This is a genomic window from Brevundimonas sp. (genome assembly GCF_035935935.1).
Taxonomy (GTDB): domain Bacteria; phylum Pseudomonadota; class Alphaproteobacteria; order Caulobacterales; family Caulobacteraceae; genus Brevundimonas.
The window spans coordinates 396,307-418,112 of the sequence record NZ_DASYWO010000005.1 but is presented as its reverse complement, the minus strand read 5'-3'; the positions used below and the strand labels follow the sequence as shown (position 1 = coordinate 418,112).

Here is a 21,806-nt window from a genome sequence, read left to right as displayed (position 1 = left end):
GTGAGCGCCGCGCTGTGGGCCTATCGCGTCCTGACGCGTCTGCTGGAGCCGCTGGCCCCGCGCCTGCTGGACGGGCGCGCGCGGCGGGGCAAGGAAGACGGGGCGCGGGTGGACGAGCGGCTGGGCGTCGCCTCGGGCGCGCGGCCCGAGGGCGATCTGGTCTGGCTGCATGGCGTCAGCGTGGGCGAGACCCTGTCGCTGCTGCCCTTGGTCGAGCGCCTGCGGAAGACCCGTCCGGATTTCGCGGTGCTGGTGACGTCGGGGACGGTGACCTCGGCGAACCTGCTGGCGCGGAGGCTGCCGGAGGAGGTGATCCACCAGTATGCGCCGGTCGACGGGCCGCAGGCGGTCGCGGCGTTTCTGGATCACTGGCGGCCGTCGCTGGGCGTGATGGTCGAGAGCGAGCTGTGGCCGAACCTGCTGCTGGCGGCGCAGGCGCGCGGCGTGAGGCTGGCGCTGGTCAGCGCGCGGATCACGCAGAAGACGGCCGACGGCTGGGCGCGGTTTCCCGGCGCGGCGCGCAAGGTGCTGGCGACGTTCGATCGCGTGCTGCCGCAGGACGAAGCCTCGGCGGGGCGGCTGGCGGCGCTGGGCGCGCGGGTGGACGGACGGGCCAATCTGAAGCTGGCCGGCGACGCGCCGCCGCATGATCCGGCGGCCTTCACGGCCCTGTCGGCGGCGGTCGGCGACCGGGCGGTGATCGTGGCGGCCAGCACGCACGAGGGCGAGGAGGCGGCCATTGTGCGGGCGCTGGACCGGCTGACGGGGCGCGTCTGCCTGATTCTTGTGCCCCGCCATCCGGAACGCGGTCCGGGGCTGGCGCAGGTGCTGGAGGGCGAGGGATGGCGGCTGGCGGTGCGGTCGCGCGGGCAGACGCTGGACGGCGGCACGGACCTGTATCTGGCCGACACCCTGGGGGAGATGGGGCTGTTCCTGCGGCTGGCCGACGTGGTGGTCATGGGCGGGTCGTTCCACGCGGCGGTCGGGCAGCCGCCGGTCGGCGGGCACAATCCGCTGGAGCCGGCGCGGCTGGGCAAGCCGGCCTTCACAGGGCCCGACATGTCGAACTGGGCGACGGTGACGGAGATGCTGACGGCGGGCGGCGGCCTGCGCGTCGTCGCGACGCCGGAGGACCTGCCGGAAGCGATCGCGCCGCTGCTGACGGATCCGGCCGCGGCCAAGCGCATGGGCGAAGCCGGGCGACGCACGGCGGCGGAGGTGGGCGCCGTGGTCGATCAGGTCATGGCGGCGCTGGAGCCGCTGCTGCCGGCGCGAAAGGGGCGCCGATGAAGCTGAACACGCCGCGCTGGTGGTATCGGCGGGACCGCAAGCACGGGACGGTGCTGCGGATGCTGCTGACGCCCGCCGGATGGATCTGGGCCGCGGCGACGAAGCGGCGGCTGGCGCGCGGCGCGTGGGAAGACGTGGGAGCGCCGGTGATCTCGGTCGGCAATCTGACCGTCGGCGGATCGGGCAAGACGCCGGTCGCGATGGAGACGCTGCGCCTGCTGCGCGCGGCCGGCGTGGAGGCGCAGGCCTTGTCGCGGGGATACGGCGGGCGGCTGGCTGGACCGGTTCGGGTCGATCCCGCGGCACATGCGGCCGAGGACGTCGGCGACGAGCCCCTGATGATCGCGGCGACCGCGCCGGCGTGGGTGTCACGGGATCGGGTCGCCGGCGCGCGGGCGGCCGTGGACGCGGGCGCGAAAGCGCTGGTGTTGGACGACGCGCATCAGAATCCGGCGCTGAAGCAGGCGCTGAGCCTGGTCGTGGTGGACGGCGAGACGCGGGACGAGGAATGGCCGTTCGGCGACGGCTCGGTCTTTCCCGCCGGGCCGATGCGCGAGCCGCTGACGGTCGGGCTGGCGCGCGCGGACGCGGTGGTCGTGCTGGCGCCCACGGACGTGAAGACGGTCGATCCCGAACTGATGGCGGTGTTCGGCAGCCTGCCGGTCTTCGTCGCACGGCTGGCGCCCGAGGCCCCCCCGCCTGCGGGCCCGCAGGTCGGGTTCGCCGGCATCGCCAAGCCGTGGAAGGTGGAGCGGTCGCTGAAGGCGGCGGGGTGCGAACTGGTGGACTTCGCCCCCTTCCCCGACCACGCGGCCTATTCCGGGGGAGAGTTGCGGGCGCTGGCGGACCGCGCGGCGGTGTTCGGCGCCGGTCTGGTCACCACCGAAAAGGACTGGGTGCGGCTGCCGCCCGAATGGCGCGCGCGGGTGGCCTCGTGGCCGGTGCGCGCGCGGTTCGAGGACGAGGCGGGGTTCCTGAGCCTGCTCAGGTCCCACGTCTGACGGCGGGACGGTCCAGCACGTCGTCGCGCAGAGGGGTCATGGTCGACAGGTCCCAGTCGGCTTCGACGAACGGCTTGCGGGTCGGCTCGGCCACGGCGGGGTAGCCGCCCACCTGGCGTTCGTGATCGATGATCTCGCCGCGGCCCTCGGCCACCTCGGCGATCAACAGGACGTCGCGCTGGTCGCGGTCCCACGGCCGGGCGCCGACGTTGCGCAGCACGTTCACCTGGACGTCGACCGCGGGCATGGGATGCAGCCCGTCCCACCACACCGGCGGACGGCGCACCTCGATGATGCGGGCGTTCGTCGTGGTGTAGCGGCCGAACATGCGCAGGGGCTCGCCGACCTGGTCCACCGCGATGTTGTCGCGGCCGTAGTATTCCACGTCGCCGGCGCCGCCGATCATCATGAAGGCCAGACGATCCGTCGGGGTCGAGGGGCCGGCGCGCAGCACGTTGCCGACGACGGTCATCTTGCCGACCTCGAAGGGGACGTCGCCCCACTCTTCCGGCGCCAGGTTGTAATGGATGGCGCGCGGACCCGGGTTGTAGATCAGGTTGTTGGCGATGATGCCGTGCACCCCGCCCTTGAACAGCGGGCTGCGCTCATAGTTGTGGGCGTAGAGGTTGCCGACGATCAGCAGGCCGGTGACGTTGTCGTGGATCAGCGAGCCCTTGGAATGCTCGCCCTTGGAATGGGTCGAGTAGGCCAGACTCTCGCCCGAGATGTTGTTCGAGAAGGTGATGTTGTGGCTGGTGCCCGCACGCCATTCCTCGGGCGTGGAGCCGGTGAACCGCGGGCCGGAGGCCGACAGGTTCTCGTCGGTGGCCCAGGTCAGGCTGTTGTGGTCGATGATGACGTTCCAGGCGCCGACGGTGGCGATGCCGTCCTCGTCCCAGCCGCTCATCCATTCGCCGCCGGCGGAGCCCGGGCGGATGCGCAGATGCTGGACGATCACGTCGTGGCCACGGATGTCCATGCCGCCCCGGATCAGGGTGATGCCCGGCGAGGGCGCGGTCTGGCCGGAGATGGTCACATAGGGATTGCGCAGGACCAGAGTCTTCTTTTCCAGGTCGATGACGCCGCCGACCTCGAACACGATGATGCGCGGTCCCTCAGCCTCGATCGCCTCGCGCAGAGACCCCGGTCCCTCCGACGCCAGGGTGGTGACGCGGATGATGCGCCCGCCGCGGCCGCCGGGCGTGGCGGCGGCCCAGCCCAGCGCGCCCGGGAAGGCCACGGGCGCCGCCGCCTGCGGCGCGGGCTCGGTGCGACGCCCCATGCCGAAGATCTGCGCCGCGGCCAGGGAGGGCGCGAGCAGCAGGACGCAGAAGGCGGCGAAGCCGGCGAACGGGCGGGTCAGGCGCATGGTTTCCATCCCTGTGGCGGGTCGCCTCACTGTGCGACCGTCTGTTCCGGATTCAAATTGACACCGGTTTCCTTCCTGCGCAATGTCGGATCAACACGGGGAGGATGCGTGGTTCACGCGCACGAGAATTCAAGCGTTTCGCCGATCGCCCGCGCCTTCGTGGAGGCGCGCCGGACGGGCCGCGCCCTGCCCGCCTATCCGGGCGTCGAGCCCGACAGCCTGGCCGCCGCCTATGCGATCCAGGACGACGCGATCGCCCTGTCGACGGACCGGATCGCCGGCTGGAAGCTGGGTCGGGTGCCGCCGCCCCATGACGCGCGATTCGGCGCCGGGCGGCTGGCCGGACCGATCTTCGCGGGGCAGGTGCAGGACGGCACGGTCGCGAACTTTCCGGTGATCGACGGCGGGTTCGCCGCCGTCGAGGCCGAGTACGTGCTGGTCATGGGCGAGGACGCGCCCGACCGCGCCGGCTGGACCGCGGCCGACGTGATCGATCTGATCGCCGACGCGCGGATCGGCATGGAGATCGCCGGCAGCCCCTTTCCGGGCATCAACGATCATGGGCCGGCGGTGACGGCGTCGGACTTCGGCAACAACCAGGGCCTGATCCTGGGGCCGTCGATCACCGACTGGCGCGACCGGCTGACGTCGCTGTCGTGCCGCATGGAGATCGACGGGGCCGAGGTCGGACGGGGCGGCGCCATGAGCGTGCCGGGCGGGCCGCTGGACTCCCTGGCATTCCTGCTGACCCTGCTGCACGCCCGGGGGCGCGATCTGCCGGCGGGCCAGCTGGTCTCGACCGGGGCGGCGACGGGCGTGCACCGCATCTTCGCGGGGCAGGCGTGCGTCGCCGACTTCGCCGGGGATGGAACCATCGCGGCCCGGGCCGTGGCGTGGGGGACGGACGGATGACGGCGACGCGACGCGGGCTGGCCCTCGGCGCCCTGGGGATGGGCGGTCTGGCCGCGTCCGGATGCGCGCCGACGGCGCGGGCCGGCGCCGCGACCGAGTTCAAATGCGTCGACGTGCATCCCGCCGACTATCCCACCGTCGCGGCGGTCAAGTGGATGGGCGAGGAACTGGGCCGGCTGACGGGCGGTCGGCTGGGCGTGCGCCAGTTCCCGGCGGGACAGCTGGGCACCGAGGACGACTCCATCGGCCTGACCCGCTTCCAGGCGGTCGACGTGTGCCGGGTGGCGGTGGCGGCGCTGAACAACGCCTTCCCCGAGACGCGCATCCTGGCCCTGCCCTACGTCTTCCGCTCGGTGGCGCACGTGCGCGCGGTGGTGGACGGGCCGATCGGCACGGACCTGCTGAACGTGTTCGAGGGGCGCGGACTGGTGGGTCTGGCCTATTACGACGCGGCGCCGCGCAGTTTCTACAACGTGCGCCGGCCGGTGTCGGAGCCCGGCCAGCTGCGGGGCCTGAAGATCCGCGCGCCGCAGTCGGACATCTTCCTGGAATCGATCCGGGCCATGGGGGCCAATCCGACCCCGCTGACGTTCGGGGCGGTGTTCTCGTCGCTGCAGACGCACCTGATCGACGGGGCCGAGAACAACTGGCCCAGCTATCAGTCCAGCCGTCAGTACGAGGTGGCCGAGCACTGGAGCGACACCCAGCATTCATTCTCGCCGGACGCCCTGCTGATGTCGAAGGCCAGTCTGGAGCGGCTGACGCCCGCCGACCGCGATCTGGTCCGCGACGTGGCGCGCCGCTCGGTCGGGATCATGCGGCCGCTGTGGGACGCGCGCGAGGCCGAGGCGAAGGCCAGGGTGCTCGCGGCGGGCACGGTGGTCACGCAGGTGGATCGGGACGCGTTCGCGGCGTCGGTGAAGCCCGTGCTGGACCGGCATCTGGCCGATCCGGGGCTGGACCGGCTGCACGACCGGGTGACGACGACGGCCGGATAAGGCCGCGAACGGAAACGGCTTCGAGAGGGAGGAGCCCCATGAGCGACGAACCGCTTCCGCGGCGGCGCGCGCTGGACGGAGTGGCCGCTGTGGCGCTGGGCGTGGCGTGCGCCTGTCTGGTCGGCATGGCCGTGGTCCAGGCATGGCAGGTCTTCGCGCGCTATGTGCTGAACGACAGTCCGGGCTGGACCGAACCGGTCGCCCTTCTGTTCATGGGCCTGGCCGTCATGCTGGGCACCGCGGTCGCCGTGCGCCGCGAAAGCCACTTCGCCTTCAACGGGCTGACGGAAACCCTGCCGCCGAGGTGGGGCGCCGCGACGAAAACCTTGTCGAGGCTGATCGCCCTGGCCGCGGGACTGGGGCTGGCCTGGATGGGAAGCGCCTTGATGATCGACGACTGGAGCGTGGCCATGGCCGGAGCGGGGCTCCCTTCCGGGCTGCGGTTTCTGGGACTGGCGGTCGGCGGCGCGCTGATCGCCCTGTTCGCCGGCGAGCGGCTGCTGACCGGCGACGCGCCCGCCCTGAACGAGGAAGGCTGAGATGGTCTATCTGGTCCTGTTCGGGGTGATGTTCGGCCTGCTGGCGCTGGGCGTGCCTGTGGCCTTCAGCCTGCTGGGCGCGACGCTGGCGACGGTGCTGTATCTCGGTCTGCCGCCGATCGTGGTGTTTCAGCAGATGGGGTCGGACATGGGGTCCGTCGCCCTGTTGGCGATCCCGCTGTTCATCTTCACCGGCGAACTGATGATGAAGGGCGGGCTGGCGGACAGGATGATCGCGCTGGCCGCGTCGCTGGTCGGCCACATGCGGGGCGGGCTGGGACAGGTGTCGGTGGTGGGCTCGACCCTGTTCGGCGGCGTGTCGGGCAGCGCCATCGCCGACGTCTCGGCCATCGGCGGCACCATGATCCCGCAGATGCAGAAGCGCGGCTATGACAGCGACTATGCCGTCAACGTGACGATCTCGGCGGCGCTGGTGGCGCTTCTGGTGCCGCCCTCTCACAACATGATCCTGTATTCGGCCGCAGCCGGCGGCGGGGTGTCGATCTCCGACCTGTTCGCCGCGGGCATCGTCCCGGCCCTGCTGCTGGCGGCGGCGCTGATGGTCACGGCCTATGTGATCGCACGCGGTCGCGGCTATCGCGCCGAGCCCTTCCCGGGCTTCGGGGCGGTGGCCACCCGTCTGGTCGCGGCCATTCCCGGCCTGCTGCTGATCGGCATCATCTTCGGCGGCATCAAGGCCGGCATCTTCACCGCCGTGGAGAGCGCCTCGATCGCCGTGGTCTACGCGGTCGTGGTGACCGGGCTGGTCTATCGCCACCTGAGCTGGAAGGACTTCAAGGCCGCCTGCTCCGGCGCGGTCATGACCTCGGGCGCCGTGCTGTTCATCATCGGGGCGGCCGGCGCCTTCGGCTGGCTGATGGCCTATCTGCAGGTGCCGGCGATGATGGTCGACCTGATCCAGGGCCTGACCGACAACCCCATCCTGGTGCTGTTGCTGATCAACGTGATCCTGCTGCTGCTCGGCACCTTCATGGACATGGCGCCGGTGATCATCATCGCCACGCCGATCTTCCTGCCGGTGGTCAAGGCCTTCGACGTGGATCCGGTCCAGTTCGGGGTCATCCTGATCCTGAACTGCGGCATCGGCCTGATCACGCCGCCGGTGGGTTCGGTGCAGTTCGTGGGATGCGCCATCGGACGGATATCGATGGCCGAATCCATGCGCACCATCTGGCCGTGGTACGCGGCGGGGGTCGCGGTGCTGTTGCTGGTGACCTTCGTGCCGGCGCTGAGCCTGTGGCTGCCGACCCTGCTGAAGTGACGACGGCCTAGGCCGCGTCTCTGGGCCCGTAGCGCAGGCGGGCGAGGAAGTCCGTGGCGGCGCGCAGGGGCGAATAGAAGTCCCTGCCGGCCTTCCACTTCTCGAAGACCATGACGTTCTCGATGCGCGCGGCGACGAAGGCGTCGGCCGCCGCCTTGCCGTCGAACAGGCGCAGGGTCATGGCCGGGATCAGGATGCCCGACAGGATGGTGCGCTTGGACTGGTGGTTCCAGTCGGTGGCCACATCCCCCGCCCATCGCCAGATGCGGTCGGCGGTGGCCCAGGTCAGCGTCAGGGCGAGATCGGCGTTGGTCGGCAGGGCCATGAAGCCGGCGACGCGCCTCTCCGCCTCCGCGCCCGCCGCCGAGGCCTCCAGCCGCGCCGAGACGCCGCGCGCGATGCGGTCGCGGATCTTGAGCGTCGTCGGATCGACGTCGGCCAGCGCTTCGAAGGCCGCGTCGTCGTTGCGCCGCCACAGCAGCGCGGCCAGATCGCGCGGGCCGTTGGGCAGGAGCAGTTCCCGGTCGCCGTCGGACAGGCCGCAGGCCGTGCAGGCCGAGGCGACCATGCGGGCGTTCCAGCCCATCGTCGGGGCGCGGTCGAGCGCGGCGTCCAGCACCGTCTGCTCCATGCGGGAGGCCCAGTCGTCGCGCGGCGCGTCGGGATGGCTCATGGCCGCCATGATAGGCCCGGAAAAAGGGGCGCGCGAGCCTTCGGAACACGCCGCGACGATCTGGACAGGCCCCGGTCGCTCGTGTATCAGCCCGCCTTCATCCGCGGACCCGGTCCGTCGGAGCACGATTTCGTTTTGTCTGCCCGTCTCCCTCACAGGACGCGGCGGGCGGCCAAAGGAGAGTTGAACCTGGTTCAGATTTTCGTTCGCGACAACAACGTCGATCAGGCGCTGAAGGCCCTGAAGAAGAAGATGCAGCGCGAAGGCAGCTTCCGCGAGATGAAGCGCCACGTGCATTACGAGAAGCCCTCGGAGAAGCGCGCCCGCCAGAAGGCCGAGGCCGTTCGCCGCGCCCGCAAGCTGGCCCGCAAGCGCGCCCAGCGCGAGGGCCTGCTGCCCGCGCCGAAGCCGCGCGTGCCCGGCGGCCGCTGATCGTCCGATCGGCAGGTTGAGATTGAAGAGCCGCCCCGGGAAGCCGGGGCGGTTTTTCTTTGTCAGTACAGCGTCCGGAACCTGAGCGTGCCCGGGATGGCCTTCAGGGCGTCCAGCGCTTTCGGATCATAGTCGCGGTCGACGTCGACGATGACGTAGCCCGTGCGCTCGTCGGTCTTCAGGTGCTGGCCCAGCACGTTCAGGCCGGCGGAAGCGAGCGCGCCGTTCAGCTCGGCAAGGACGCCGGGTCTGTTTTCGTGGATGTGCAGGAGGCGGTGCGCCTCGGCCACGTCGGACAGCTGCACATTGGGCAGGTTGACGCTGAACGTGGTGTCGCCGCGGTTGAGGTAGCCCAGCAGGCGTTCCGCCGCGAACTCGCCGATGGCCTCCTGCGCCTCCTCGGTCGAGCCGCCCACGTGGGGGGTCAGGATGACGTTGGGCAGGCCCATGAGCGGGCTTTCGAAGGGCTCGTCGTTGGTGCGCGGCTCCTCCGGGAACACGTCCACCGCCGCCCCGCCGATGCGGCCTGTGCCGATGGCCTGGGCTAGGGCGCCGACGTCGACGACGTGACCGCGCGACAGGTTCAGCAGCAAAGCGCCGGGCTTCATCGCCGCCAGCTCGCGCGCGCCGATCAGGTCAGTGTTCGCGCTCCGGCCATCGACGTGCAGGCTGACCACGTCGGCCTCGGCCAGAACGGCCTCAAGAGACGGGAGACGGCGCGCATTGCCCAGCGCCAGCCGCTCGGTCAGGTCGTGGAAGACGACGCGCATGCCCAGCGCCTCAGCCAGAACCGACAGCTGGCTGCCGATGGCGCCGTAGCCGATCAGGCCCAGCGTCTTGCCGCGGATCTCGCGGGCGCCCGCGGCCGACTTGATCCACTTGCCGCAGTGCATGGCGGCCGACTTGTCCGTCACGCCGCGCATCAGGGAGACGATCAGTCCGACCGCCAGCTCGACCACCGAGCGGGTGTTGGAGTGCGGGGCGTTGAAGACGGCGACGCCGCGGTCGGCCGCGGCCTGCAGGTCGATCTGGTTGGTGCCGATGCAGAAGGCGGCGACGGCCATCAGGCGGTCGGCGGCGTCCAGCACGCGGGCGCTCACTTCCGTCTTGGACCGGACGCCCAGCACGTGGACGCCCTTGAGCCGCGCAATCAGTTCATCCTCGTCCAGCGCGCCCTTCACCGTGTCGACCGCATAGCCGGCCGATTCGAAGCGCCGGACGGCGGCGGGGTGGACGTTCTCGAGCAGCAGGATGCGGATGCGGCTGCGCGGATAGGACCAGCGGCCGGCCAGACCCTCGGCGTGCAACACCTCGTCCAGCGTCGCGGCTTCCTGATCGGCGGCGGCGACGACACGGTCGCGGCGGACGATCTCGGTGAAGGCGACGAAGCGGTCTGCGGCGCCGGCCAGCTTCACCTCGGCGTCGGTCCAGCCGTCGCCGATCATGACGACCGGACCGGTCAGCTTCAGGCCACGAACGGCGGCGGCCTTGCCCTGCGGCTCCAGGATGGGATTGGACAGGACGCCGAGGACGCGGCCGGCGTCGTCGTACGTCAGGTCATTGGCCAGAACCCGATCCGCGGGAACGCCCAGCAGGTCGGCGACGGGGGCGATGACCTCACGGAACCCGCCGGAGACGATGACCAGTCGATCGGCGTGACGGCGCAGCGTCTCGAGATTGCGGGCGACCGAGGGCGCCAGACGCGTGGGCGCGCGAGCCGCAAGCGTGCGGACGTGCTCGCGCGTCACCGGCAGCAGAGCCAGCCGCTGCGTCAGGGCCTCGACGAAATCGATCTCGCCGGCCATGGCCCGGTCGGTCAGCGCGGCCACCCGGCCGCGCCTGTCGGCGGCGTCGGGCGCGTCGGCCAGCGAGAGCTCCGCCAGCGCCTCCAGCGTCTCGAAGTCCACCAGGGTGGAATCGAAGTCGAAGATCAGCGTCGCCCCGGCCATGCGTGCAGCGTGACCGAGCTTCGCAGCCGCAGCAAGGCTTAGCGGCGGTCCTGGAAATGCTTCAGGGCGGCGGCGCCGACGGCTGCGGCGATGGCCGCGATGGCCGCCGCGCCCGCCCCTTCCTGCGCGTGGTCGCGGGCGTAGGCGGCGGCGCGATGGCGGCTGTCGCGTCCGACCAGACGCTCGGTGAAGGCGCCGACGCGGTCCCAGCCCTCCTCGGCGCGATCGCGGACGTCGCCCAATCGCTCGCCCGCGCGCAGGCGCGACCAGAGGCGCGAGGGGCGGACGCTCTCGCGCAGGCGCTCATACCGGGTCGGGCCGCTGCGCTGGTTCAGCAGGAGCGCGGCCAGACCGACCCCGGCCAGGATCGCCACCACGCCGGCGGCCACGCCCGGATGTTTGCGGACTTCCGCCAGAGCGCTGAAATTCCTGACCATGGGATAGTGCACTTCTTCCTCCAGACCGTCGTCGGCGGGATCCCAGAGGCCGTCCTCGTACGGGTGATACTCGCCCCGCTTGTCCCGCATCAGCATGGGAGCGAACCGCGCGAAGAGAGGTTCCGCGAGCCCCGGCAGGGCCGAATAGAAGGAGGCGATCAGCCGCCCGCCCCCGCCCACGGTGATCTCGCGCATCGGATGGGTGGCGCACCACAGGATGGCGTCGGCGACGACGGGCGTCGCATAGACCGGCTGGGGGTTGTGCACGGCGTGGCCGGTGATGTTGCGGGCGTGCTTGTTGTAGGGCGTGTCGATCGCCGCGGGCTTGACCAGGCTGACGGCGACGCGCGCGTCCTCGCGCATCAGCTCCATGCGGAAGGCGTTGGTGAAGCCCTTCACGGCGTGCTTCGAGGCGGAATAGACCCCCTGCACCGGGATGGGCGCGTCGGCCAGGGTGGAGCCGACGTTGACGATGGTTCCGCCGTAAGGGCGCTCGCGCAGGTGCTCCGCGGCGATCAGGGAGCCGTTCACGACGCCCCAGTAGTTGGTCTCGAAGAGCCGGCGCTGGTCCTCCAGCGTCACGTCGCGGATCGATCCGAAGATGGAGATGCCGGCGTTGTTCACCCAGGTGTCGAAGCCGCCGAACAGGCGCGCCGCCTTTTCCGCCGCCTCGCGCAGGGCGTCGAAGTCGGCCACGTCGGCCACCGCATAGGCGGCGCGGGCGCCCTTGGCCTGCAGCTCCTCCGTCAGCTTCGCCAGATCCTTCTCGCCGCGCGCGATGAGAAAGACGCGCGCCCCTGCGGCGGCGGCCCGGCGCGCCGTCGCCAGACCGATGCCGGAAGTGGCGCCGGTGATGACGATGGACTGCTCGCTGAGCGGCTTGAGGCTGGGCTTGCGGGCCATGCGTTTTTCCTGACGGTCGGGACCACGACTGAACGGGCCGCCCTGCGACGCGTTCCGAGCTTGGCCGTAGCAGACGGCCTTACAATGCGCCAAGCGCGCGCCTATCTGGCGCCTTTCGCCTCGCGCACCCGGAGACCGACTTGACCGACGCCGCCCCGATCACCGACGACCTGGCCGCCGCCTTCCAGATCGAGGGCTGGCCGGTGCGCGGGCGGATCGTGCGCCTGGGCGCCGCGATCCACGAGGTGCTGTCGGCGCACGACTATCCGGAGCCGGTCGCCGCCCTGCTGGGCGAGGCCTGCGTGCTGGCCGCGCTGGTCGGGTCCAGCCTGAAGTTCGAGGGTCGGCTGCTGGTGCAGGCGCAAGGCGACGGGCCCGTGCGCTACCTTGTGGCGGACTACGGCACCGACGGGACGCTGCGCGGCTTCTGCCGGTTCGATCCGGAAGAGGTCGCGGCGGCGTCGCAGGGCTTCTCCCGCCCCGGCGCGAAGAGCCTGCTGGGCAAGGGCGTGCTGATCATGACGCTGGACCGCGGGCCGGACTTCGAGCGGACGCAGGGGATCACCCCGATCGAGGGCGAGAGCCTGAGCCTGTGCGCCGAGCATTTCTTCGAACAGTCCGAGCAGGTGCCGACCAAGGTGCGGCTGGCGATCGGCTCGGTCGACACGGGCCAGGGACCGCGCTGGCGGGCGGGCGGCGCGCTGATCCAGGTGATCGCGGCCGACCAGGCGCGCGGCGACACCACGGAGGTGTGGGAACGCAGCCGCGCCCTGTTCGCCACCCTGGCCGACGACGAGCTGCTGGACCCGACGGTGACGCCGGAGACCCTGCTGTTCCGCCTGTTCCATGAGGACGGCGTGAGGCTGGAGGGGGCCATGCCTCTCAAGGCGCAGTGCCGCTGCTCGGCGGAGCGGATCGAGGCCATGATGGCCAGCTTCAGCGCCGAAGACCGCGCCGAGATGATCGAGCCCGACGGCAAGATCCACGTGAAGTGCGAATACTGCGGCCGGAACTATCAGCTGGAGCCGGAGGCTCAGTCGGCTTGAGCTACGCGCGTGCGGGCGGTCGTCGCTGCGTCGCTGCGTCGGTCCATGCGGAAGGTCCCCGACCAGTCGCCGATGATGGTCCATGTGCCGCTGAGGGATTGCCCGTCCGGCGACAGCTCCCCGGCATATTCGATGATCGGCGAGCCATCGTCGGGGATCTTCGTGAAGGCGACAGCGACGGCGTTCCGTTGCCCCTCGATCTCGGCGCCGAGGGTCTGCCCAAGCCGAAGTTCGCTTCGCTCCGACGTCCGGCCCGAGATATGTCCGCCACGCTCGATCAGATCGGCGGTGAAGCCGTTCGGCGGGATGTCGTCGTCCGGGTAGAAGTAGACGCCCGTCCACCTGCCCGTGAGATCGAGGTCGCTCACCAAGCCAGCGCCAGACCGTCCTTGCGCATCTCCGACGCCGCGCCGTAGGTCCACGGGCCGCGGGCGTTCACCTGACGGACGACGTTCTGATAGCCGCCGAAGCCTCCGTTGGGCCTGCCCAGCGTCCAGCCCATGGCGCGCAGCTGCTCCTTCGTGGCTTCAGGCACCCCGGACTCCAGATGCAGGACGCCCGTGCCTTCGGCGGGCTGACCCGTGGGCTCCGAGCTGCCCTCGTGCTGCCAGCGCGGGGCGTCGCCGGCCTCCTGCGGGTCGAGGCCGTAGTCGACCATGTTGATCACGATCTGGGCCTGACCCTGTGGCTGCATGCCGCCGCCCATGACGCCGAAGGCCATCCACGGTTCGCCGTCCTTCGTCGCAAAGCCGGGAATGATGGTGTGGAAGGGCCGCTTGCCGGGCGCATAGACGTTGGGGTGGCCGTCGGTCAGGGCGAACAGTTCGCCGCGGTCCTGGAACATGAAGCCGAGCGTGCCGCCGTTCCCGTCGTCGGGCACGAGGCCGGAGCCCATGCCGCGATAGTTGGACTGGATCCAGCTGACCATCATGCCGTCGGCGTCGGCGACGCTGAAATAGGTGGTGCCCCCCTGGGTCGGGGCGTCGCCGGGCATGACGCGATCCATGACGCGGTCCATGCGGATCAGGGCGGCGCGTTCGGCGGCATAGTCCTTCGAGATCAGCCGCTCGACCGGGGACTTCGAAAAGCGCTCGTCGGCGAACCAGCGGGCGCGGTCCTCAAACGCCAGCCGCTTGGCCTCGGCCTGCACGTGGATGGAGGCGGCCGACTGGAAGCCCAGGCCCTTCAGGTCGAAGCGTTCGCAGACGTTGAGGATCTGCAGGGTCGACAGGCCCTGGGTGCTCGGCCCCAGTTGCCAGACGTCGACGCCGCGGTAGTTCGAAACCAGCGGCTGCACCCATTCCGTGCGGTGCGCGGCCAGATCGACGCGGGACATCCAGCCGCCGATGCGGCGGAAGTAGGCCTCGATGGCCGCGGCGATCGGGCCTTCGTAGAAGGCGTCGCGCCCGCCCTCGGAGATCAGGCGGTAGGTGCGGGCCAGATCAGCGTTGGCGAAGACCTCGCCGACGCGCGGCGTGCGGCCGTCGGGGGCGTAGACCCGCTTGCGGTTGTCGTTGTCTTCGATGATCGCGGCAGACCGGTCGAAGCCGGCCATGTTGCGCTCGAGGTAGAAGGCGATCAGCTGGGGCATGGCCTCGCCGCGCTCGCACAGCTCGATCACCGGGGCGAACACCTCCGCCCAGGGGAGCTTGCCGTGACGCTGATGCGCGCTCCACCACGCGTCGACCGTGCCCGGCACGTTGACGGTGACGGCGCCGTAGGACGGCAGGTAGCCCTGCGCGTTCGCCTTGCCCCGGGCCGCCTCAAGCGACAGGCCGCGCGGGCTGGCTCCGGAGCCGTTGAAACCCAGCACCTTCTTCTGCTTCGGATCCCACATCAGGCAGAAGGCGTCGCCGCCGATGCCGTTGGCGACGGGTTCGAGAAAGCCGAGGGCGGCGTTGACGGCGATGGCCGCATCGATGGCCGAGCCGCCCCGCCGGAGCGTGTCCAGCCCGATCAGGGTCGCGGTCGGATGCGCCGTGGCGACGGCCCCGCGCGCGCCCCAGACCGTCGAGCGGCCGGCGAAGGGCGCGCCCATGATCCGGTCCCCCATGCCGACGCCGCTGTAGGGATAGGTGGCGGGGGCGGAAGCTGGCGTGCGCGTCGCGGCGGGCGGGGTCTGCGCCATGACGGACCCCGCGGACGTCCCGCCCAGAACGGCCCCGGCCGGCAGGGTGGACAGGAAGGTGCGGCGGCGCATGGCGAAATCCCCTCGGCTGAGCGGGGAGCTTAGACCGGGCGCGCGGCGAACCGCCAGCGTGGGATCAGGCGCCGAGGTCCAGCGAGTATCCCGCCGAGCGGACGGTGCGGATGGGATTGGCGGTGCCTTCGACGTTCAGTGCCTTGCGCAGGCGGCCGACGTGGACGTCGACGGTGCGGGCCTCGACGTAGACGTCCGAGCCCCAGACGGCGTCGAGCAGCTGTTCCCGGCTGAAGACGCGGCCCGGGTGCTGCATGAAGTGATCCAGCAACCGGAATTCGGTGGGGCCCAGATGGATCTCCGATCCCGCGCGGCGGACGCGGTGGGCGACGCGGTCGATGACGATGTCGCCGTGGTTGATGCGGTCGTCGGCAAGGCCCGGGCGGATGCGGCGCAGGACGGCGCGGATGCGGGCGATCAGCTCCGTCATCGAGAAGGGTTTGGTCAGGTAGTCGTCGGCGCCGGTGTCGAGGCCGCGCACGCGGTCGGTCTCCTCCCCCCGCGCTGTGAGCATGATGATCGGCAGGTTGCGGGTTTCGGCCTTGCCGCGGATGCGGCGGCAGACCTCGATGCCCGACACCTTGGGCAGCATCCAGTCCAGCAGGACCAGATCGGGCAGCCGCTCGTCGATCTGGACCAGACCCTCTTCGCCGTCCCCGGCGACGACGACGCGATAGCCTTCCTTCTCCAGATTGTACTGAAGCAGGGTGGCGAGGGCGTCCTCGTCTTCCATCACCAGAACGTAGGGCTGCACGTCAGTCTCCAGGCTGGTCGATCAGGCGGCTCAGGCGCCGGTCTTGAAGTCGGGCTCGGCCGGGAGGGCGCTGAGCCTCGGCCGCTCGCCGTACATGTCGCCGCCCGTGATCTCGTAATGGATGGTTTCGGCGATGTTGGTCGCGTGGTCGCCGATGCGCTCGAGGTTCTTGGCCATGAACAGCAGATGCGTGCCGGCCGAGATCGTGCGCGGGTCGCCCATCATGTAGGTCAGCAGCTCGCGGAACAGGCTGTTGTAGTGCTCGTCGACCTCGTCGTCGGTGCTCCACACCGCGACGGCGCGGTCCAGTTCGCCGCCGGTGTAGGCGTCCATGACGTCGCGCAGGCGGCCGGACACCAGCTTGCCCATGCGCTCGATCGAGCGGGTCAGGGGCTGGATCGGCTCGCCTTCGGCCAGGATCAGGGCGCGCTTGGCGATGTTGCGCGCCAGGTCGCCGGTGCGCTCCAGGTCGACCGCCAGCTTCATGGCGGACAGCGTCTTGCGGAGATCCGACGCCACGGGCTGACGCAGGGCGATCAGGCGGATGGCCTTCTTCTCGATGTCGTGGTGCAGGGCGTCGAGCTTCTGGTCGCGCTCGACGACCGCGCGGGCCAGGGCGACGTCGCGGCGGGCGACCGATTCGACGGCGTCTGCGACCTGGGCCTCGGCCAGGCCGCCCATGCGGGCGACCTCGGCCGTGAGCTGGTTCAGCTCGTCTCCGTAGGATTTGACTGTGTGCTGGTTCATCTTCGAGGTGATCTCAGCCGAAGCGGCCGGTGATGTAATCGAGCGTGCGCCGCTCGCGGGGGTTTGTGAAGATTTCCTCCGTCGGCCCCGTCTCGACGAGGCGGCCCATGTGGAAGAAGGCGGTGCGTTGCGACACGCGGGCGGCCTGGGCCATGGAGTGGGTGACGATGACGATGCAGTACTGCTCGCGCAGCTCGTCGATCAGTTCCTCGATCTTGGCGGTGGCGATGGGGTCCAGAGCCGAGCAGGGCTCGTCCATCAGGATGACCTCGGGCTCCACCGCGATGGCGCGGGCGATGACCAGACGCTGCTGCTGACCGCCGGACAGGCCGGTGCCGGGCGAATGCAGGCGGTCGGCGACCTCGTCCCACAGACCGGCGCGGCGCAGCGATTTCTCGACGACGCCGTCCAGCTCCGACTTCGAGGTCGTCAGGCCGTGGATGCGCGGGCCGTAGGCGACGTTCTCATAGATCGACTTGGGGAAGGGGTTCGGCTTCTGGAACACCATGCCGACCTGGGCGCGCAGCAGCACGGGATCGACCGACTTCGAGTTCACGTCCTGGCCGTCCATCTCGATGCGGCCGCTGACGCGGGCCGACGGGATGGTGTCGTTCATGCGGTTGAGGCAACGCAGGAAGGTCGACTTGCCGCAGCCCGACGGGCCGATGAAGGCGGTCACGGTCTTGTCCGGAATGTCGACCGACACCTCGTGCAGGGCCTGTTTGTCGCCGTAATGGACCGAGACGTCGCGCGCACGGATCTTGATCGGCCCCATGGGCTCGGCCGGGCGCGGGGTCACCGCGGCCCCTGCGGTGGCGTCGGCGGTCGACGGCTCCACCAGGTCGGCGGACGTCGCGTGCGCGCCATGACTTTCGGCGGCCGGGAGGACCTGACCGCCCATGCGCGGCGTCTGGGTCGGATCGCCCGAGCCGCGGTCGTCGTGCGAGCGGAAGATGTTGAACTTCATTGGGCTTACCACCGACGTTCGAAGCGACGCCGCAGGACGATGGCGGCGGCGTTCATGACGATCATGAGGGCCAGGAGAACCATGATCGCCGCGGCGGTGCGCTCATGGAAGGCGCGCTCGGACGCGTTCTCCCAGATGTAGATGAGGGACGGGAGGGCGCCGGCGGGCTCGGCGATCGAGGTCGCCACGCCCGGCACGAAGCTGACCATGCCGATGAGCAGAAGCGGCGCGGTCTCGCCCAGCGCATGGGCCATGGAAATGATCGCGCCGGTCATGACGCCCGGCAGGGCCAGCGGCAGGACGTGCTGGAACACCGTCTGGGTCTTCGAGGCGCCCAGCGCCAGCGCGGCCTCGCGGATCGAGGGCGGCACCGCCTTCAGCGACGAGCGGGTGGCGATGATGATGGTCGGCAGGGCCATCAGGGCCAGCACCAGCCCCCCGACGAGGGGCGACGACCGCGGCAGGTGCATCCAGTTGATGAACAGCGCCAGACCCAGCAGGCCGTAGACGATGGAGGGCACCGCCGCGAGGTTGTTGATGTTGACCTCGATGAAGGCGCTCAGCCGGTTGCGCGGCGCGAATTCCTCCAGCCAGATGGCGGCGGCGACGCCGATGGGAATGGCCAGAAGCGCCGTGACCAGCAGCATGAGGGCCGAGCCCACCACCGCGCCCAGAACGCCGGCGAGCTCCGGCTCGGTGGAATCGCCGGAGGTGAACATGCGGGCGTTGAAGCCGCGTTCGACGAAGCCGTCGGCCTGCAGGCGGTCCAGCCAGCCGATCTGGCGATCCGTGACGCGGCGCTGCTCCTCGGGCGTGTCGCGTTCGATCTCGCCCTTGAAGAACAGGTCGGCGTCGTCCGACAGGGGCGCCGTCACGGTCACCGTCCTGCCGATCAGCGAGGGATCGGCGCGGACCATGTCGCCGGCGACGAATTTGAGCTCCGAGGAGAAGAGGCGGCGCATCTCGGTGGAGGCGCGCCCGGCCGCGTCGTCGGTGACGCCGAGGCGGGCCAGCTGCTGTTCGGCGACCATCTGGGGGAAGTTCGTCCCCTGCGGATAGGCCGGATCGATCCGGGCGGGGTCCATGTAGACCGGGATGGAGACGTCGTGGGTCCAGAAAGCCGTGTTGCCCTGGGTCCAGATGCGGCCGAGCAGCAGCAGCAGGAAGCCGACCGCCACGCCGATGGCCAGCAGGCCGTACAGCTGGAAGCGGCGCTCACGCGCATAGCGGCGGCGCAGACCCTTCTGCAGGCGGGCGGCCCGGTCGGGGGAAGCGGGCGCGTCAGTCATACTGCTGCCGGTAGGTCTGGACGATGCGCTGGGCGACGATGTTCAGCACCAGGGTGGCCAGGAACAGGGTCAGGCCGAGGCCGAAGGCGGACAGGGTCTTGGCGCTGTCGAACTCCTGATCGCCGGTCAGCAGGGTGACGATCTGGACCGTGACGGTGGTCACGGTGTCGAGCGGGTTCAGCGTCAGGCGGGCGGCCAGGCCGGCGGCCATGGTGACGATCATGGTCTCGCCGACCGCGCGGGACACGGCCAGCAGCAGGGCGCCGGCGACCCCCGGCAGGGCGGCGGGCATCAGGACGCGCCCGACCGTCTCGGACTTCGTCGCGCCCATGGCGTAGGAGCCGTCGCGCAGCGACTGGGGCACGGCGTTGATGATGTCGTCGGACAGGGAGCTGACGAACGGGATCAGCATGATCCCCATGACCCCGCCGGCGACCAGCGCCATCTGGTTCTGGACCAGCAGCAGATACTGGCCGAGGCCGTCCAGCGGCCCGCCGACCAGCTGGGCGCCGACGCCGTTGAAGAAGGCGCGGAAGGCGGGCCCCACCGTCAGGGCGGCGAAGAAGCCGTAGACCACGGTCGGCACGCCGGCGAGGATCTCCAGCACCGGCTTGACCACGGCGCGCGTGGTCGGGCCGGCGTACTCCGACAGGTAGATGGCCGACATCAGGCCGACCGGCGCCGCCACCGTCATGGCGATCAGCATGATCAGGAAGGTGCCGGCGAACAGCGGCAGGGCCCCGAACGCGCCGGTCGATCCCACCTGGTCGGCGCGGATGGCCGTCTGCGGCGACCACTGCGTGCCCAGCAGGAACTCCTGCACCGGCACGCGCTCGAAGAAGCGGGTGGCGTCGATCAGCAGCGAGGCGACGATGCCGAGGGTCGTCAGAACGGCCACGGCGGCGCAGGCCAGCAGGACGGCGACGACCCATCCTTCCACCCGGTTGCGCGCGCGGAGATCGGGGCGGATGCGCGAAAAGGCGATCAGGCCGCCGATCGCGGCCGCCAGCAGCGCCGCCGCGAGCGCGCCGAACAGGCGTGTGGCGTCGAGGCGGCGAGCCTGCGCGGCCTGGGTCTGGAGGTCCGCGGCAAGGGGCGCTTCCCACGCCTGCAGCGGCGTGGCGCCCGTGGCGACGCGGTGCACGTCGCCGTAGAAGGCGTCGCGACGGATGTCGTCGAGCGCGACGACGGCCGGGGGCTGATCGACTTCGAGCAGACGGCGTTCGACCTGTCCGCCGAGGATCGCAGCCGCCAGCACGACGACCAGCGCCGGCACGCCCACCGAAATCGCGGCCAACGCCGCATGTTGGGAGGGACGCGAGTGCGGACGGACGCCGTCGAACCGGCGATGCGCGACGGCGCGGCCGGCCACGAAGGCCGCCGCGGCGAGGACGATCGGCAGGAGCAGCAGAAGCGCGTTCATCGGGTCCGGCGAAGGGAATCGGCGCGCGCCGGGGAGGCTCGACCGTTCGGCCGGGAAACTGCCCGTGATGGGTGAGCGGATTACGACTGTGGCGTGACAGTTCCGTTACAGCGTCGGGCCGTCCGCAGGGCCGTTGCGACGGTCCTGCGACAGAGGGAAAAACGCCGTGAAAATCGTGCCTTGGCCGACGACGCTTTCGACGGCCAGCCCCCCTCTGTGGCGGTTCACGATGTGTTTGACGATGGCGAGGCCCAGGCCCGTGCCCGCGCGCTCGCCCCCGCTTTTCTGCCCCTCGACGCGATAGAACCGCTCCGTCAGCCGGGGCAGATGCTCGCGTTCCATGCCCGGGCCGTGGTCGCGCACCACGACGGCGGCATAGCGCGCGGAGGCGTCGCGATCCGGCGTCAGCAGCGGCAGGCGCGACGACGCCGGCATGCGGGCGGCCGTCGCCTCATCGCCCGAGAGGCTGGCGACGACCTGCACCTCCACCCGGTCGCCGCGGCCCGAGTATTTCACCGCGTTGTCGACGAGGTTCTGGATGACCTGAACGATCTCGTCGCGATCGCCGCGCACCTCCGCGACGGTGGCGCCCGACACGTCCACCTGCACGCCCTTGTCGTGCGTGAGGACGCTGAGCGCATCGACGACGTCGGTGAGCGCGCGCGCCAGATCCACGCGGCCCGAAGGCGGGATGTGCTCGTTCAGTTCGATGCGGCTGAGCGACAGCAGGTCGGCGACGAGACGCCCCATGCGGTCGGCCTGGGCCGACATGATGTCGAGGAACCGGTCGCGCGCCTTGGGATCGTCCCTGGCGTGCCCCTTCAGCGTCTCGATGAAGCCGGAGAGCGAGGCCAGCGGCGTGCGCAGCTCATGGCTGGCGTTGGCGAGGAAGTCGACGCGCATCAGCTCCATGCGGCGGACGTCGGTGTCGTCGCGCAGCACCAGCACGGCGAGCGCGCGCCCCTCGCCGCAGGCCAGCGGCCGCGCGTGGGCGACCCAGTGGCGGTCGCGCACGCCGGTCCAGTCGACGACGCGCTCGACGCTGCCGAACAGGGCCTCGTCCACGGCCTCGAGCACGAGCGGATCGCGCAGCACGGAGACGAGGATCGCGCCGTCGCGCTGGATGCGCAGCAGGTCCCGGGCCGCGCGGTTCGCCAGCACCACGCGCCGTCCGGCGATGTCGTCCGGCTCGCCGCCGCTGACGACCAGCACGGCGTCGGTCAGCGCCTCGAACGCGGCGTCCAGAAGCGAGGCGTCGGGTTCCGACGCCGCAGGAATGGGCTCGGGCGGCGCGACGGACGACGCGTCGGAGCTGGCCGGACGCGAGCGGTTGACCATCCAGGTCGCCAACGCCACGGCGGCGACGCCGCCCAGCAGCACCGGCGCATGATGCGGGTGGTAGGCGGCCAGGCCGATCAGCACGGCGGAGGCGACGCACCCGCTGGCGCCCGCCGTCCAGAGACGCGACGAGGCGGTCGGCGCGATCGGGGACGGGTTGGACGCGTCGGGCATCGTGAATCTCTAGAAGGTCCGCGCCCGGAGGGAAACGCGGACGGCGACCGCGAGTAGCGCGCGTTTCCGCCAATCGCGTGACA

At 70.8% G+C, this 21,806-nt stretch carries 20 protein-coding genes and 1 pseudogene; 8 read left to right on the top strand and 13 right to left on the bottom strand.

Annotation, left to right across the window (positions count from 1 at the left end; genetic code table 11):
- Together VGR32_RS06845 and lpxK are read left to right on the top strand one after the other, a co-directional pair.
- Nucleotides 1-1,290 carry a 3-deoxy-D-manno-octulosonic acid transferase gene (locus VGR32_RS06845; RefSeq protein ID WP_327449381.1) on the top strand — a complete coding sequence of 430 codons (1,290 nt, stop codon included), beginning with the start codon at nt 1-3 and terminating at the stop codon, nt 1,288-1,290.
- Nucleotides 1,287-2,291, top strand: a complete 1,005-nt coding sequence (gene lpxK / locus VGR32_RS06840) for a tetraacyldisaccharide 4'-kinase (protein ID WP_327449380.1) — start codon at nt 1,287-1,289, stop codon at nt 2,289-2,291. Before VGR32_RS06845 ends, lpxK begins: the two co-directional genes overlap by 4 nt.
- On the opposite strand, the gene VGR32_RS06835 is transcribed toward lpxK, so the two are convergent.
- Nucleotides 2,275-3,660, bottom strand: a complete 1,386-nt coding sequence (locus tag VGR32_RS06835) for a pectate lyase (protein ID WP_327449379.1) — start codon at nt 3,658-3,660, stop codon at nt 2,275-2,277. The genes lpxK and VGR32_RS06835 overlap by 17 nt on opposite strands.
- 108 nt (nt 3,661-3,768) lie before the next feature.
- Here VGR32_RS06835 and VGR32_RS06830 point away from each other — a divergent pair, with 108 nt between their 5' ends.
- From VGR32_RS06830 to VGR32_RS06815, 4 genes are read left to right on the top strand one after another with little or no spacing between them, the layout of a single operon-like run.
- Nucleotides 3,769-4,572, top strand: a complete 804-nt coding sequence (locus VGR32_RS06830) for a 2-keto-4-pentenoate hydratase (RefSeq protein WP_327449377.1) — start codon at nt 3,769-3,771, stop codon at nt 4,570-4,572.
- Nucleotides 4,569-5,570 carry a TRAP transporter substrate-binding protein gene (locus VGR32_RS06825; RefSeq protein ID WP_327449375.1) on the top strand — a complete coding sequence of 334 codons (1,002 nt, stop codon included), beginning with the start codon at nt 4,569-4,571 and terminating at the stop codon, nt 5,568-5,570. Before VGR32_RS06830 ends, VGR32_RS06825 begins: the two co-directional genes overlap by 4 nt.
- Nucleotides 5,571-5,608: 38 nt before the next feature.
- Nucleotides 5,609-6,109, top strand: a complete 501-nt coding sequence (locus VGR32_RS06820; RefSeq protein ID WP_327449372.1) for a TRAP transporter small permease — start codon at nt 5,609-5,611, stop codon at nt 6,107-6,109.
- A 1-nt stretch (nt 6,110) separates the two neighbouring features.
- Nucleotides 6,111-7,391: a TRAP transporter large permease gene (locus tag VGR32_RS06815; RefSeq protein ID WP_327449370.1), complete on the top strand. Its 1,281-nt coding sequence runs from the start codon at nt 6,111-6,113 to the stop codon at nt 7,389-7,391.
- Between the two features lie 7 nt (nt 7,392-7,398).
- On the opposite strand, the gene VGR32_RS06810 is transcribed toward VGR32_RS06815, so the two are convergent.
- Nucleotides 7,399-8,064, bottom strand: a complete 666-nt coding sequence (locus tag VGR32_RS06810; protein WP_327449368.1) for a COQ9 family protein — start codon at nt 8,062-8,064, stop codon at nt 7,399-7,401.
- A gap of 189 nt (nt 8,065-8,253) precedes the next feature.
- Here VGR32_RS06810 and rpsU point away from each other — a divergent pair, with 189 nt between their 5' ends.
- The gene (gene rpsU / locus VGR32_RS06805; RefSeq protein ID WP_087120183.1) at nt 8,254-8,496 is read left to right on the top strand and encodes a 30S ribosomal protein S21; all 243 of its coding nucleotides are present in this window, start codon (nt 8,254-8,256) and stop codon (nt 8,494-8,496) included.
- Nucleotides 8,497-8,558: 62 nt separating this feature from the next.
- Here the strand turns inward: rpsU and serA are convergent, their stop codons facing one another.
- From serA to VGR32_RS06790, 3 genes and pseudogenes are all read right to left on the bottom strand, one after another.
- The gene (serA, locus tag VGR32_RS06800) at nt 8,559-9,788 is read right to left on the bottom strand and encodes a phosphoglycerate dehydrogenase (RefSeq protein WP_414642897.1); all 1,230 of its coding nucleotides are present in this window, start codon (nt 9,786-9,788) and stop codon (nt 8,559-8,561) included.
- Nucleotides 9,789-9,923: 135 nt separating this feature from the next.
- Nucleotides 9,924-10,445: pseudogene (locus VGR32_RS06795) on the bottom strand (HAD-IB family phosphatase); the annotation flags it as partial.
- A 38-nt stretch (nt 10,446-10,483) separates the two neighbouring features.
- Nucleotides 10,484-11,785 (bottom strand): SDR family oxidoreductase, encoded by a 1,302-nt coding sequence (locus tag VGR32_RS06790; protein WP_327449366.1) that lies wholly within the window; start codon nt 11,783-11,785, stop codon nt 10,484-10,486.
- A gap of 140 nt (nt 11,786-11,925) precedes the next feature.
- On the opposite strand from VGR32_RS06790, the gene VGR32_RS06785 reads away from it, so the two are divergent.
- Nucleotides 11,926-12,831 (top strand): Hsp33 family molecular chaperone, encoded by a 906-nt coding sequence (locus VGR32_RS06785; RefSeq protein ID WP_327449364.1) that lies wholly within the window; start codon nt 11,926-11,928, stop codon nt 12,829-12,831.
- Here VGR32_RS06785 and VGR32_RS06780 read toward each other — a convergent pair.
- From VGR32_RS06780 to VGR32_RS06745, 8 genes are all read right to left on the bottom strand, one after another.
- Nucleotides 12,819-13,199: a hypothetical protein gene (locus VGR32_RS06780; RefSeq protein WP_327449362.1), complete on the bottom strand. Its 381-nt coding sequence runs from the start codon at nt 13,197-13,199 to the stop codon at nt 12,819-12,821. The genes VGR32_RS06785 and VGR32_RS06780 overlap by 13 nt on opposite strands.
- Nucleotides 13,196-15,031 carry a gamma-glutamyltransferase family protein gene (locus tag VGR32_RS06775; RefSeq protein ID WP_327449360.1) on the bottom strand — a complete coding sequence of 612 codons (1,836 nt, stop codon included), beginning with the start codon at nt 15,029-15,031 and terminating at the stop codon, nt 13,196-13,198. Before VGR32_RS06775 ends, VGR32_RS06780 begins: the two co-directional genes overlap by 4 nt.
- Nucleotides 15,032-15,095: 64 nt before the next feature.
- Complete coding sequence (gene phoB / locus VGR32_RS06770; protein WP_327449358.1) at nt 15,096-15,785, bottom strand: phosphate regulon transcriptional regulator PhoB; 690 nt, start codon at nt 15,783-15,785, stop codon at nt 15,096-15,098.
- 30 nt (nt 15,786-15,815) lie between these two features.
- The gene (gene phoU / locus VGR32_RS06765; RefSeq protein WP_327449356.1) at nt 15,816-16,532 is read right to left on the bottom strand and encodes a phosphate signaling complex protein PhoU; all 717 of its coding nucleotides are present in this window, start codon (nt 16,530-16,532) and stop codon (nt 15,816-15,818) included.
- A gap of 13 nt (nt 16,533-16,545) precedes the next feature.
- Complete coding sequence (gene pstB, locus VGR32_RS06760; RefSeq protein ID WP_327449354.1) at nt 16,546-17,499, bottom strand: phosphate ABC transporter ATP-binding protein PstB; 954 nt, start codon at nt 17,497-17,499, stop codon at nt 16,546-16,548.
- Between the two features lie 5 nt (nt 17,500-17,504).
- Nucleotides 17,505-18,788 carry a phosphate ABC transporter permease PstA gene (gene pstA, locus VGR32_RS06755; RefSeq protein ID WP_327449352.1) on the bottom strand — a complete coding sequence of 428 codons (1,284 nt, stop codon included), beginning with the start codon at nt 18,786-18,788 and terminating at the stop codon, nt 17,505-17,507.
- Nucleotides 18,781-20,211 carry a phosphate ABC transporter permease subunit PstC gene (gene pstC, locus VGR32_RS06750; RefSeq protein ID WP_327449350.1) on the bottom strand — a complete coding sequence of 477 codons (1,431 nt, stop codon included), beginning with the start codon at nt 20,209-20,211 and terminating at the stop codon, nt 18,781-18,783. The genes pstA and pstC overlap by 8 nt, the downstream gene beginning before the upstream one ends.
- A 105-nt stretch (nt 20,212-20,316) precedes the next feature.
- The gene (locus VGR32_RS06745) at nt 20,317-21,723 is read right to left on the bottom strand and encodes an ATP-binding protein (RefSeq protein WP_327449348.1); all 1,407 of its coding nucleotides are present in this window, start codon (nt 21,721-21,723) and stop codon (nt 20,317-20,319) included.
- Between the last annotated feature and the right edge of the window lie 83 nt (nt 21,724-21,806).

What these genes read in the sequence shown, in the direction of transcription:
- pstB (WP_327449354.1), bottom strand. Translation starts at nt 17,499, where the DNA reads ATGAAGTTCAACATCTTCCGCTCGCACGACGACCGCGGCTCGGGCGAT.
- VGR32_RS06825 (WP_327449375.1), top strand. Translation starts at nt 4,569, where the DNA reads ATGACGGCGACGCGACGCGGGCTGGCCCTCGGCGCCCTGGGGATGGGC.
- VGR32_RS06820 (WP_327449372.1), top strand. Translation starts at nt 5,609, where the DNA reads ATGAGCGACGAACCGCTTCCGCGGCGGCGCGCGCTGGACGGAGTGGCC.
- lpxK (WP_327449380.1), top strand. Translation starts at nt 1,287, where the DNA reads ATGAAGCTGAACACGCCGCGCTGGTGGTATCGGCGGGACCGCAAGCAC.
- phoU (WP_327449356.1), bottom strand. Translation starts at nt 16,532, where the DNA reads ATGAACCAGCACACAGTCAAATCCTACGGAGACGAGCTGAACCAGCTC.
- VGR32_RS06815 (WP_327449370.1), top strand. Translation starts at nt 6,111, where the DNA reads ATGGTCTATCTGGTCCTGTTCGGGGTGATGTTCGGCCTGCTGGCGCTG.
- VGR32_RS06810 (WP_327449368.1), bottom strand. Translation starts at nt 8,064, where the DNA reads ATGAGCCATCCCGACGCGCCGCGCGACGACTGGGCCTCCCGCATGGAG.
- VGR32_RS06745 (WP_327449348.1), bottom strand. Translation starts at nt 21,723, where the DNA reads ATGCCCGACGCGTCCAACCCGTCCCCGATCGCGCCGACCGCCTCGTCG.
- pstA (WP_327449352.1), bottom strand. Translation starts at nt 18,788, where the DNA reads ATGACTGACGCGCCCGCTTCCCCCGACCGGGCCGCCCGCCTGCAGAAG.
- VGR32_RS06775 (WP_327449360.1), bottom strand. Translation starts at nt 15,031, where the DNA reads ATGCGCCGCCGCACCTTCCTGTCCACCCTGCCGGCCGGGGCCGTTCTG.
- VGR32_RS06790 (WP_327449366.1), bottom strand. Translation starts at nt 11,785, where the DNA reads ATGGCCCGCAAGCCCAGCCTCAAGCCGCTCAGCGAGCAGTCCATCGTC.
- pstC (WP_327449350.1), bottom strand. Translation starts at nt 20,211, where the DNA reads ATGAACGCGCTTCTGCTGCTCCTGCCGATCGTCCTCGCCGCGGCGGCC.
- VGR32_RS06835 (WP_327449379.1), bottom strand. Translation starts at nt 3,660, where the DNA reads ATGCGCCTGACCCGCCCGTTCGCCGGCTTCGCCGCCTTCTGCGTCCTG.